This window comes from Ruegeria sp. CL7 (genome assembly GCF_056536445.1).
This window is the reverse complement of record NZ_JBQFPQ010000005.1, coordinates 236,083-248,202: the sequence shown is the minus strand read 5'-3', so window position 1 is coordinate 248,202 and position 12,120 is coordinate 236,083. Positions and strand designations below refer to the sequence as shown.

The following is a 12,120-nucleotide window of genomic DNA, read 5'->3' as shown; positions in this document are numbered from 1 at the left end:
AACTCCTTAACGATGATCTGTGGCAAGGCGACGCTCGAGCCACTGAGAATATTGAGAGATGCCGTAACAGACGACGAAGAACAGAAGCGCGGCAAAGCCCAGAAGCTCCCAGTAGACGCCGTTCCATTCAGTCGACGCCAGGATGGGTCCCCGGATCATACCCACCAGATCGAACATCGAAATGACCGAAACCAGTGTCGTATCCTTGAACAGGCCCACGGCCACGTTCACGATCCCGGGGATCGAGATCTTCAGCGCCTGCGGCAGGATGATAAGCCGCATCGCCTGCGGATAATCCAACCCAAGACTGTCTGCGGCCTCGTACTGCCCGCGCGGAAGCGCTGCCAGACCGCCGCGGATCACCTCGGCGATATAGGCGGACGAGAACATGGTGATCATGATCACAACGCGCAGGAACAGGTCGACCGTGCTGTCAGGCGGGAAGAAATAGGCCAGCATCACCGAAGCCACGAACAGCAGCGTGATCAGAGGCACGCCGCGGATGAACTCGATGAAGATGACGCAGACCCACTTGATCAGCGGCATGTTCGACTGTCGCCCCAAGGCCAGTGCGATCCCAAGTGGTACCGACAGCGACACACAGGTCACGCCCAGCATCATGTTCAGCATGAAACCGCCCAAATCACGGCTGGGAACGGCCGTCAGCCACGCGTTTTCTGATGCGCCTTCCGGGATCAGGGCCCCTCCGACGTTCCAGATGACCAGTGCCGTCACAATCGCTCCGAAGAACCCGGCGGCAAAGTTGTTGTTGCCCAGCTTCTGGAAGACACCACCGGCGGCCATGCAGCCAACAAGCGCAACCAGAGGCACGAGGATCGTGCCACCCCAGATCAGCCAGAAAGCCAGGAAGGGATAGACCGCAGTGAACAACAGCATCTTGCGAGGCAAGTCAAAGAACAGCACCGGCGCAATCGCCACCAGCATCAGCACAAAGGCCAGGTTCGGCCGCCAATAGGCATCGACGGGGTACTTGAACCCATAGATCAGCTGCGGCCAGCGTTCCGTCAGAACCGCGAAACAGGCTCCGGTCTTGTCCCCCAGAATCTCGCGGCATTCCGCGAGCGAGTTGGCATTCCACACTCCGTTCAGAATCCATGGCAAGGTATTCTTGAGAAGAATGTAGATCAGGATCAGCGACAGAACTGTCAGGATCGAGTTGACGACCCCTGAAAACAGATTCTCGCGCAGCCATTTGATGACGCCGGTCTCATTTGCCGGCGGCGGTGAGGGCGGGATGGTGCCTTCGGCCACGAAGGCGATCGGGTTTGTTGCTTGATCACTCATGGCTCAGCGCTCCTTCAGCTTGACGGAAGCGTTGTAGATGTTCATCCCCGTCGAAATCAGCAGCGAGGCCGTGAGGTAGAACAACATCAGCAGAAGAACGCATTCAATCGCCCGGCCGGTCTGGTTCAGAGTAATACCACCCAGTGTTGCGGTGATATCCGCATAGCCAACGGCAATCGCGAGAGACGAGTTCTTGGTGATATTCAGATACTGCGAGATCAGCGGCGGGATGATGACCCGCAATGCCTGGGGCAGGATGACCAGTTTCATGATCCGTCCCTGACGCAGGCCCAGCGCGGCGGCAGCCTCGGTCTGACCTTTGCTGATCGCCTGAATACCCGCACGCACGTTTTCCGCGATAAAGGCACCGGTATAGATCGACAGGGCAAACCACAGCGCAATCAGGGGGCCGCCGGCATTCATTCCACCGCTGAAGTTAAAGCGCTTCAGTTCGGGGACATCCCAGGTCAGGCCCATGATGACCATCAACAGCACAAAAGGCACCAGCCAGATTGCCAGTTTCGGCAACAGTGTCGCGGGGCGCTCGCCGGTTTCTTCCTGCTTCTTGGTTGCGCGTTTTTCAATTTCGCCACTGACGAACCACGATCCGATCAGGACGGCGATGACCAGCAACCAGTTCAGGGCTGTCGATGCAAACAGGCCATTGGCGAATTCGGGACGCGGAAAATAGATGCCCCGATTGGTAAAGGCAAAGGACCCAAACAGCATTGAAGACGTCGGGTTTTCCCCCCGGAACGCGCTTGGCGCCGGCAGCACGGCCGTCATGATCGTGAAGATGATGATGATCCAGATCAGAACCGGGATGTTCCGGAAGATCTCGACATACACGGCCATCAGCTTCGACACGAGCCAGTTGTTCGACAGTCTCAGAACGCCCGCGATCACACCGAAAACAGTTGCGGTGATACAGGCCAGAAAGGCCACAAGCAGTGTGTTCAGCAAACCGACAAGTGCCGCGCGTGCATGCGATGACTGACTGTCATATTCAACAAGACGCTGGTTGATGTCGTACCCGGCTGAATCGCCGAGGAAAGAATAGGAAATATTGAGCCCTGCGGCCCTGAGGTTCTGGATCAGGTTGTTGCCCAGATACCAGATGGAAAGCGCAATGACGATGGCCGCAATCACCTGAAATGTAAGAGAGCGATAGCGGGTATCGTTTATGAGCATAGACAACCGAAAATCAGCTTTCGGTGGGTCAGTCATAGTCGACATATTTTGGGATCCCCGTGGCTTGCGAGCTGTTTCATTTCGGCGAGGTTTTCCCCGCTCTGCATCTGCCCGCAGCAATTTATTGTAGAAAAGGGCGCAGGTTGCCCCGCGCCCTCTTCCATTGATGCCTTAACGGAACGGCGGCGAGTACAGCAGGCCGCCTTCGGTCCACTGTGCGTTCAGGCCCCGCGCCAAACCGATCGGAGTTTCCTCACCGATGTTCTTGGCAAACACTTCACCATAGTTGCCGCCAGCTTTGATCGCTTTGGCCGCCCAGTCAGCGTCCAGACCCAGCATTTCACCCAGAGTGCCTTCTGTACCCAGCAGGCGGTTGATTTCCGGGTTGTCGGTGCCGGCGCTCAGTTCGTCGATATTTGCCGAGGTCACGCCCAGCTCTTCAGCCGAAATCAGTGCGTTCAGCGTCCAGCGGACAACGTCGCCCCACTCGTGATCGCCATGACGGACCAGCGGGCCCAGCGGCTCTTTCGAGATGATCTCGGGCAGCAGGATGTGCTCGTCCGGCGCTTCGAAGGTGGCGCGGGTTGCGGCCAGGCCCGAAGCATCGGTGGTGTAAACGTCACATGCACCGGCCAGGTACTGCTGCTGCGCTTCGGCGTTGGTTTCGATCGGAACCGGCTCGTAGCTGATGTTGTTGGCACGGAAGAAATCGGCCAGGTTCAGCTCGGTGGTGGTACCGGTCTGGATGCAGACACGGGCGCCGTCCAGTTCCTTGGCCGAGCTGACGCCCAGCGCCTTGGGAACCATGAAGCCCTGCCCGTCATAGTAGTTCACACCGGTGAATTCGAACTTCAGGTCGACGTCGCGGCTGAAGGTCCAGGTGGTGTTTCTTGCCAGCATGTCGATCTCGCCCGAGGCCAGAGCGGTAAAACGTGTCTTACCAGTGGTCGGAACGAATTCAACGGCGTTGGCGTCACCCAGAACAGCAGCAGCAACGGCGCGGCACAGCGATACGTCAAAGCCCTGCCATTCGCCATTGGCGTCGGGCGCAGCAAAACCAACCAGACCGGTGGTCACACCACAATTCAGCTTGCCGCGTGCTTTAACGTCGTCAACGGTCCCTGCCATGGCTGCGCCAGCAGCAAGACCGGCAATCGTCGCCGCGCCCAAGATTACGGATTTTTTCATTTTTACCTCTTCCTGATTTTCCGCCCCGTCCGAGACGGCTCTGCCCGGCAAGTGGATGCCGGATAGGTTACCCCAAAGGTGTCTCCCCTTTAGTGGCACTGAGTTTGGGCGTATTCATAAACAAACGTCAAGGGCCGGATCATCGAAAACGATGGATCAGGCCCCAAGCTGTTTACAGATCTGCTCAAAAAACCGGAATTTAGGATCAAACCGATATGTCAAAGAAGCGTTTGGCATGCATAAAGGCCGCTTTCTTGGCCTCGGCAACCTGATGGGCTTCTTCGTCATGGCCCCATTGTTCGATCTGCCAGGTTTCATCCAATCTTGAAATGCGCCATATCTCGTCCGGTTTGCGCCAGTTCATGGCGGCCGCAAAGCCAAGAATCAATGACCCCGACAAACTGACAAGATCGTGGAAAGCGGCCAGTTGGAACGCATCCAGCCCGTGCACCCGAGAACGCAATGTCGCCAGGGCGGATTCCGGCTGCGGTTGATGCAGGACGCCCGCAACCGGAACCAGACGGGCAGACAGCGCGGTCTCGGCCCAATCCAGGGCGGGATCCCATTCGGAGCACTGACGATCCTGCAACTCCTGCGGGTGGGTTGCGCGATAACACAATAAATCGGAATCGCCGTAATCGGCCAGCATGTCGGCCACTTCCCCGTGCTGGATGCGGACTTTGTCAATCGCTGCATTGGCAGAACGGGTGAACGGCATCACGGCAGGATCAACCTCTTTTTCCTGCGCATCCCATTCCCCTGCCACCGCTTCGGCCATGGGGCGGGTTGGCAGGATCAGGTCTGCCTTGGCGGGTGTTTTGACCCTGCGGCCATCCAGTTCGACGGTGAAGCCGCCATCAACCGCGACAACGGTGCTGTCCTTCCAGAAGCGTTTCGGTTTCCAGTCACTCATCTTTCAATCCCACATCTCAGCCAGAGCATTGGGCAACTGGTCAAAGGTTTCGACAATGCAAGAAGCTGCGGTCAAAGCCGATCGGTCATGATAGCCCCAAGTGACGCCGATGCCGCGAACACCGGCAGCCGCGGCCATATCCATGTCAAAGCTCGTGTCGCCGATCATCACTGCACAACCCGGATCGACCCCGGTTTCCGCCAATGCGGTCTGCACCATGGACGGATGCGGCTTTGACGGGTGGTGATCCGCGACCTGCCGGGTCACGAAATACGGTTCCAGCCCATGGGCTTCGATCAATGCGTCCAACCCGCGCTGCGACTTGCCGGTTGCCACGCCAAGAAGCACTTCGGGCACGGCATGCAACGCTTCAATCGCCTCGCGCGCACCGGGGTACAACGGCGAACTTGCCGCGCCCAATTCAAGACGATGGGCGTGATAGGCCTCTTTATACCCGTCGACCAGATCGTTCTGGACCGAGAGGGGCTGTTCCGGCGCCAACCGGGCGATGGCATGCGGCAGCGACAAGCCAACAATGGACAGGATCGCCTTTCGCGTCGGAACCGGCACGAAGGCGGCCTGAAAGCTGGCGGTCATGGAATGAACGATACTGCCCTGACTGTCGACCAGAGTACCGTCGACGTCGAACAGGACCAGCCGCAAGGGTGCGCTCATTGCAGCGCCTCAAACGGGTCATCAGCCGCCAGATCCTCGCTCCATCCGAACGTGTCCCAGCTGTGCTTCATATGCTCGGGCAAGGGCGCCGTCACGGTCACTGGTTTCCGCGTCACCGGATGCAGGAAGGACAGCCGCCGTGCGTGCAGATGCAGCTTTTTGCTGATGATCCCACCCAGTTGCGCACCCCATCCGTCGCCAAGGTTTTCCTGACCCGAACCGCCGTATTTTCCGTCGCCGATAATCGGATGTCCGATTGCGGCCATATGCGCCCGCAACTGGTGCGTACGTCCGGTGATCGGCTCCATCGCGACCCAGGCGGCGCGGCCGGCAACTCGATAAAGGGTTGCGTAATGCGTATGCGCGCGTTTCGCGCCCGGAGTGCTGTCAATTTCGTTTATATGCACGGGGATCATCTTTTCGCCCTCGCCGTGCTTGCCATGACCAGGCGCCTTGACAAGGCCGGTCTTGATCTCACCCAGATACGGTGTCGGCACCCCGGCAACCAGCGCCCAGTAGATCTTGCGCGTATCGCGGTGGCGGAAAGCGGCCGTCAAACCCTTGGCGGCTTCGCGGGTGCGGGCCAGCAGCAGAACACCTGACGTGTCCTTGTCCAACCGATGGACCAGCCGAGGGTTCTCGTCATAGTCGAACCGCAGCGCTTCGGACAGGCTGTCAACATGCCTTGTCTGCCCGCTGCCGCCCTGCACCGGCAGACCATGCGGCTTGTTCAGCGCCAGAACGTGATCGTCACGGTAGATCACGCAGGATTGGATCATCTTGGCATCCGCATCCGAGATGTGATGCTTGGCCTCAGCCGGTTTGTGATCAGCGTCCGGCAAGGGCGGCACGCGAACAACCTGCCCGGCCTCCAGCCGGGTCGAGGCCTTGGCGCGGCTACCGTCAACACGCAATTCTCCCTTGCGGCACATTTTTTCAATGCGCCCCTGGCTGACATGCGGAAACAGGCGGCGCAGCCAGCGATCCACGCGTTGGTCCCCATCACCTTCAGCGACTGTAATCATCTGCACGCCACTCATGCCATTACCCCTTGTTCCGCGCGGGTGATCCGCCCGGATTGCGTGTTTATCCGTGTCCCAGAAATCATGGGCGTCTGTCGCGCGCAACGCGGCAAGAGTCAAGGTATCTGGCTCTGGATCTCAGATGTTCGAGAAGTCGCCGTGCCGCCTTGCTCCGTCCCGGAAACGGGTCGCACCAGCGGTTCCTTCGCGGCGAATGACATCCAACCCGTTGGCCCATTCAACCTTAAGCGCGTCACAAACCGGCATTCCACGCGTTTCGATGATCGACCGGCATATCAAGTCCTCCGCTGCAAGCGTTGACCCAGGGGAAGCGTCCAATTTCAATCAAGTCGCCTGTGGCGCCGCGGAACCTTTACGATTGACCCCGCGTAACTAGCTGTTCCGCTGTGTCCGCAGCTTGGCAAAATAATCGAAGCGTTTCTTTAGCTCACGCTCGAAACCGCGCTCGACCGGCTGATACAAAACCGGGCGTTTCATCGTCTCGGGGAAGTAGTTCTGACCGGAAAACCCGTCCTCGGCATCGTGGTCGTAGGCATAGCCCGCGCCGTAACCCTGTTCCTTCATCAAAGAGGTCGGCGCGTTCAGGATATGCTTGGGCGGTGGCTCGCTGCCGGATTGCTTGGCCAGCCGCATTGCCGCCTTGTAGCCGACATAGGCGCCGTTGGATTTTGGCGCCAGGGCAAGATAGACCAGCGCCTGAGCAAGCGCCAACTCGCCCTCGGGTGAACCCAGACGTTCGTAGGTTTCCCACGATTGCAAACAAATGGCCTGCGCCTGCGGATCGGCCAGGCCTATGTCCTCGACCGCCATGCGTGTGATCCTGCGCGCAAGATACCGCGGGTCTTCGCCCCCGGTCAGCATGCGCGCGAACCAATACAAGGCCGCATCGGGATCAGATCCGCGCACCGACTTGTGCAGGGCCGAGATCAGGTTGTAATGCTCATCACCAGACTTGTCGTATTTTGCAGCCCGCCGCATCAAACGCGTAGACAGCGCATCGGGGCCCAGCGGCGCATCCACCTTCCACGCCGAAACCTGTTCGATCAGGTTCAGCAAAGCCCGACCGTCGCCATCGGCCATCTCTTGCAACGCATCGCGGGCGGCAGGCGTCAATGGCAACGCGTGGCCCAGCTCTTTCTCGGCCCGCTGGGTCAGACGCTCCAGATCGGCAAGGCTCAGCCGTTCCAGCACCAGCACCTGCGACCGGCTGAGCACAGCGGCATTCAGTTCGAATGACGGGTTCTCGGTGGTTGCGCCGACCAACAGGATTGTCCCGTCTTCCATATGGGGCAGAAACCCATCTTGCTGAGCCTTGTTGAAGCGGTGAATCTCGTCCACGAACAACAAGGTGCCCTGCCCGTTCTGGCGGCGTATTTTCGCGGCCTCGAAGACTTTCTTCAGATCCGGCACACCGGTAAAGATCGCACTGATCTGAACGAAATGCAGATCGGTTTCCTGTGCCAACAGCCGTGCAATCGTGGTCTTTCCAACTCCGGGTGGGCCCCAGAAGATCAGGCTGGACAAACTGCCTGCCGCCAGCATGACACCCAAAGGGGCCTCGGGGCCCAGCACCTGCTCCTGCCCGATCACCTCGGCCAGGGATCGAGGCCGCAACCGGTCAGCCAGAGGCCGGTGAGGAGAAGCGGCGGGTTCTGCCGCCCCGGTATCGAACAGATCACTCACAGGTCACAGCCGGAACCGCAAAGAGACGGACCGCCCCCCGCGCACCAGACCTATCTGCACGTAACGGCCCGGATCGGTCAGCGCGGTCTCAACGTCCCGAGGGCGCTGGATCTCATCGGCATTGATGCTTTCAAGAATATCACCGGTTCGCAATCCCGCCCTTCCGCCATACGGGCCGGGATCCACCACGACGACACCGGTCAGCGACAGCGGCAATCCCATCCTGGTGATCACCGCGGGGTTGACCCGGGACACCACCAACCCCGGAAGAACGGTTCTGTCGTTCAACGTCGTTTCTTCGGCGGCCGGAACATCGGGGGCTTTGATAAGCGCCACCTCAACCTGGTCACTTTGGTCGCCGCGCAGACGGGTCAGAACCGAGGTTCCGCCCACTCCGGCGACCGACATCCGAAACTTCATCTCGGCGGGTGAATTGACCTCATCCCCGTCCACATGGGTTACCACGTCTCCAACTCTGAACCCTGCGTCGCGCAAAGGGCTGAGCTCATGCAGATCAGAGACCACAACGCCCAACGGGATGGCCAGACCAAGGGATTCCGCGATATCCGCGCTCATATGTTGACCCGACATTCCTGCCCACGGGCTGACGAAGGTTTCGTTTCCCTGCTGCGCCTGCTTGAGGAATTGCGCCACCAGATTGGCGGGGATGGCAAAGCCTATTCCGTTTGACCCACCCGATCGGGTCAGAATCGAGGTATTGATCCCGATAAGCTGGCCATTCACATCGATCAGCGCCCCACCGGAGTTGCCCGGGTTGATTGCCGCATCCGTCTGGATGAAATATCCGCGGCCATTCCCGGTTGCCGTGCCCGTGCGCGCCAGCCCCGAGATGATGCCGGAAGATACCGTCTGCCCCACCCCGAACGGGTTTCCGATGGCCAGCGCCAGCTCTCCGACTTCGACCTGGTCGGAATCGCGAAGGGTCAGGTAGGGCAGATCTTCGGCCTCCTTCAAGCGCAGGATCGCGATATCGCTTTCCTCATGGCCCAGCACAACCTCGGCCGAAAACTCGCGCCGATCCGTGGTGACAACCCGGATCTCGGTCGCAGAGCCAACCACGTGATAGTTGGAAACAACATACCCATCGTCCGACAGGATAACCCCGGAACCCAACGAGTTTTGAACCCGCTGACGTGGTTCGCCAAATCCCCGGCCAAAGAAATCCTGAAAGAACGGGTCCGAGAAAAACGGGCTTGCCCGGCCCTGCCGGACGATCTTGGCATAGATGTTCACAACCGCCGGTGATGCCTGTTTCACGACCGGGGCAAATCCCAACGAAATCTCGGCCTGTGACTGCGGAACTTTCGTTTCGGCCATTCCTTGCGTCGCGCAGGTCAAGGCAACAAGGGTCAGCATTACGCGGATCATGGTGGCTCCGTTTTTTGCGATTGGCCCAGATATGCTGACACAAAATCCGAATTGCAAGTCGGCGGTCGGGTATGCCCCGCAACATGCCGGCATGCCATAACGAAAAAACCTCCGTCCGGTTTCCCGAACGGAGGTTCGACCTTGACCCTGGGTCAGATCTTATTCTTCGTCTGCTGCCTCTTCGGCGGCAACGCGGGCTTTGTCGGCCGCGCCCTTGGCGTCGACGTCACGATCAACAAATTCGATGATCGCCATCGGGGCCATGTCGCCATAGCGGAAGCCAGCTTTCAGGATGCGGACATAACCGCCCTGACGCTCGGCGTAGCGGGGGCCCAGAACTTCGAACAGCTTGGCGACGTCTTTGTCTTCCTTCAGCTGTGCTGCGGCCTGACGGCGGGCGTGCAGGTCGCCGCGCTTGCCCAGAGTGATCAGTTTTTCAACGATCGGGCGCAGTTCTTTTGCCTTGGGCAGAGTCGTTTTGATTTGCTCATGCTCGATGAGCGAGCCAGCCATGTTCGCAAACAGCGCCTTGCGGTGCTCATGAGTACGGTTCAGGCGGCGGTAACCACGTGCGTGACGCATTTTCTAGTTCCTTCTTTCGCGTTTTGCTTTGTCTGGCCGACGATGCGTGTCACCGGCTCTCCTTGGGGCGGAAATGCCCATATTGTCCCCGGATATTCCCATTTCGGGCCGGGCATTGGGGAAGACGCGCTTAGAACGCGTCTTCGAATTTCTTCGCCAGATCTTCGATGTTGTCGGGCGGCCAGTCCTCGACATCCATGCCCAAGTGCAGGCCCATGCCGGAAAGAACTTCCTTGATCTCGTTCAGCGACTTGCGACCGAAGTTCGGAGTGCGCAGCATCTCGGCTTCGGTCTTCTGGATCAGATCGCCGATATAGACGATGTTGTCGTTCTTCAGGCAGTTTGCCGAACGGACCGACAGTTCCAGCTCGTCCACCTTCTTCAGCAGCAGCGGGTTGAACTCCAGACCATCGTCCTCGTCCTGACGGCTTGCCGATTCCGGCTCGTCGAAGTTGACGAAGATCGACAGCTGATCCTGAAGGATACGAGCGGCAAAGGCCAGTGCGTCTTCCGGCGTGATCGAACCATCGGTTTCGATCTTCAGGGTCAGTTTGTCATAGTCCAGAACCTGACCTTCACGGGTCGGCTGAACGTCATAAGCGACCTTTTTGACCGGCGAATAGATCGCATCAATCGGGATCAGGCCGATAGGCGCGTCTTCAGGCTTGTTCTTCTCGGCCGAGACATAGCCCTTGCCGGTGTTGACGGTCAGTTCCATGAACAGGTCAGCGCCATCGTCGAGGTGGCAGATGACGTGGTCGCGGTTCAGAACCTCGATACCGGCGCTTTCGCTGATGTCACCCGCGGTGACGACTGCGGGGCCTTTGGCATTGATCGACAGGCGCTTGGGGCCTTCGACTTCCATGCGCAGGGCAACCTGCTTGAGGTTCAGGATGATGTCGGTGACGTCTTCGCGAACGCCTGCGACGCTCGAGAACTCGTGCAAAACGTTGTCGATCTGGACGCTGGTGATGGCCGCGCCTTGCAGCGAGCTCATCAGGACGCGGCGCAGGGCGTTGCCCAGGGTCAGACCAAAGCCACGCTCCAGCGGTTCGGCAACCAGGGTGGCCTGACGTGCAGGATCATTGCCCGGCTTGGCTTCCAGCTGGGTCGGCTTGATCAATTCTGCCCAATTCTTGTGGATCATGTAATCCCTCCATTCCTGTCCGCGCCCCATGACCAACAAGGTGCAGACGCCCGAGGTTCAAAATGACGTGCTGGGGCCGTGCAGAAACACAGCCCCAGCTCAATTCAAAATCGCTTAGACGCGACGACGCTTCGGCGGACGGCAGCCGTTGTGAGCAATCGGTGTCACGTCGCGGATCGACGTGATGTTGAAGCCCACTGCAGCCAGCGCGCGCAGTGCCGATTCACGGCCCGAACCGGGGCCCTGAACTTCGACTTCCAGCGTCTTAACGCCATGTTCCTGCGCCTTCTTGCCTGCGTCTTCGGCAGCCATCTGAGCGGCGTAGGGGGTCGATTTCCGCGATCCCTTGAAGCCCATGGTACCGGCAGACGACCACGAGATGGCGTTGCCCTGTACGTCCGAGATCAGGATCTTGGTGTTGTTGAAGGTCGAATTCACATGGGCAACGCCCGATGCGATGTTCTTGCGCTCTTTGCGCTTAACGCGAGTCTTGTCACGTGCCATCGGTCAGACCCTCCCTTATTTCTTCTTACCAGCGATGGCCTTTGCGGGGCCTTTGCGGGTACGAGCGTTGGTGTGGGTACGCTGACCGCGAACCGGCAGGTTGCGGCGGTGACGCAGGCCGCGATAGCAGCCCAGGTCCATCAGACGTTTGACGTTCATCTGAACTTCGCGACGCAGGTCACCTTCAACGGTGAAATTTGCATCGATGTGCTCGCGGATGGCCAGAACTTCGGCGTCGGACAGTTCGTTGACGCGACGGTGCGCTTCAATGCCCACGGCTTCGCAGATCGCTTTGGCCGAAGTGTTTCCGATACCGGTGATATATGTGAGGGCGATAGGTACCCGCTTTGCAGTCGGGATGTTTACGCCGGCAATACGTGCCACGTGTCACTTTCCTTTTCGTTGCGGTTCCGTAACTCCAGAACCTTTTTTCACAACGCTTTACCGTGGCAGTGTGGCCAGAGGGTTCAGCATTATTCGAGGTGGTCGGGGCGGTTGGG

General features: G+C 59.1%; 12 protein-coding genes. All 12 read right to left on the bottom strand.

Going from position 1 to position 12,120, the window contains the following annotated elements; genetic code table 11:
* Positions 1 to 6: 6 nt before the first annotated feature.
* Positions 7 to 1,305, bottom strand: a complete 1,299-nt coding sequence (locus ACR0LI_RS14595; RefSeq protein WP_171205993.1) for an amino acid ABC transporter permease — start codon at positions 1,303 to 1,305, stop codon at positions 7 to 9.
* 3 nt (positions 1,306 to 1,308) lie between these two features.
* Positions 1,309 to 2,541 (bottom strand): amino acid ABC transporter permease, encoded by a 1,233-nt coding sequence (locus ACR0LI_RS14590; protein ID WP_480718736.1) that lies wholly within the window; start codon positions 2,539 to 2,541, stop codon positions 1,309 to 1,311.
* A 126-nt stretch (positions 2,542 to 2,667) separates the two neighbouring features.
* Positions 2,668 to 3,684, bottom strand: a complete 1,017-nt coding sequence (locus tag ACR0LI_RS14585) for an amino acid ABC transporter substrate-binding protein (RefSeq protein WP_171724225.1) — start codon at positions 3,682 to 3,684, stop codon at positions 2,668 to 2,670.
* A 205-nt stretch (positions 3,685 to 3,889) separates the two neighbouring features.
* Positions 3,890 to 4,597 (bottom strand): ATP12 family chaperone protein, encoded by a 708-nt coding sequence (locus ACR0LI_RS14580; RefSeq protein ID WP_210093294.1) that lies wholly within the window; start codon positions 4,595 to 4,597, stop codon positions 3,890 to 3,892.
* 3 nt (positions 4,598 to 4,600) lie between these two features.
* A complete protein-coding gene (locus ACR0LI_RS14575) occupies positions 4,601 to 5,272 on the bottom strand; it encodes an HAD-IA family hydrolase (protein ID WP_480621695.1) in 672 nt (223 codons plus the stop codon).
* Positions 5,269 to 6,312 carry an RluA family pseudouridine synthase gene (locus ACR0LI_RS14570; protein WP_480718735.1) on the bottom strand — a complete coding sequence of 348 codons (1,044 nt, stop codon included), beginning with the start codon at positions 6,310 to 6,312 and terminating at the stop codon, positions 5,269 to 5,271. The genes ACR0LI_RS14575 and ACR0LI_RS14570 overlap by 4 nt, the downstream gene beginning before the upstream one ends.
* Positions 6,313 to 6,687: 375 nt before the next feature.
* On the bottom strand, positions 6,688 to 7,998 hold the full coding sequence (locus ACR0LI_RS14565) for a replication-associated recombination protein A (protein ID WP_480718734.1): 1,311 nt from the start codon (positions 7,996 to 7,998) through the stop codon (positions 6,688 to 6,690).
* 3 nt (positions 7,999 to 8,001) lie between these two features.
* Positions 8,002 to 9,387 carry a trypsin-like peptidase domain-containing protein gene (locus tag ACR0LI_RS14560; RefSeq protein WP_171634785.1) on the bottom strand — a complete coding sequence of 462 codons (1,386 nt, stop codon included), beginning with the start codon at positions 9,385 to 9,387 and terminating at the stop codon, positions 8,002 to 8,004.
* 159 nt (positions 9,388 to 9,546) lie between these two features.
* On the bottom strand, positions 9,547 to 9,969 hold the full coding sequence (gene rplQ, locus ACR0LI_RS14555) for a 50S ribosomal protein L17 (RefSeq protein ID WP_170687292.1): 423 nt from the start codon (positions 9,967 to 9,969) through the stop codon (positions 9,547 to 9,549).
* Between the two features lie 130 nt (positions 9,970 to 10,099).
* Positions 10,100 to 11,116: a DNA-directed RNA polymerase subunit alpha gene (locus ACR0LI_RS14550; protein ID WP_117870179.1), complete on the bottom strand. Its 1,017-nt coding sequence runs from the start codon at positions 11,114 to 11,116 to the stop codon at positions 10,100 to 10,102.
* 114 nt (positions 11,117 to 11,230) lie between these two features.
* Positions 11,231 to 11,620: a 30S ribosomal protein S11 gene (gene rpsK, locus ACR0LI_RS14545; protein ID WP_008757289.1), complete on the bottom strand. Its 390-nt coding sequence runs from the start codon at positions 11,618 to 11,620 to the stop codon at positions 11,231 to 11,233.
* A 15-nt stretch (positions 11,621 to 11,635) separates the two neighbouring features.
* Positions 11,636 to 12,004: a 30S ribosomal protein S13 gene (gene rpsM, locus ACR0LI_RS14540; protein WP_008757392.1), complete on the bottom strand. Its 369-nt coding sequence runs from the start codon at positions 12,002 to 12,004 to the stop codon at positions 11,636 to 11,638.
* Between the last annotated feature and the right edge of the window lie 116 nt (positions 12,005 to 12,120).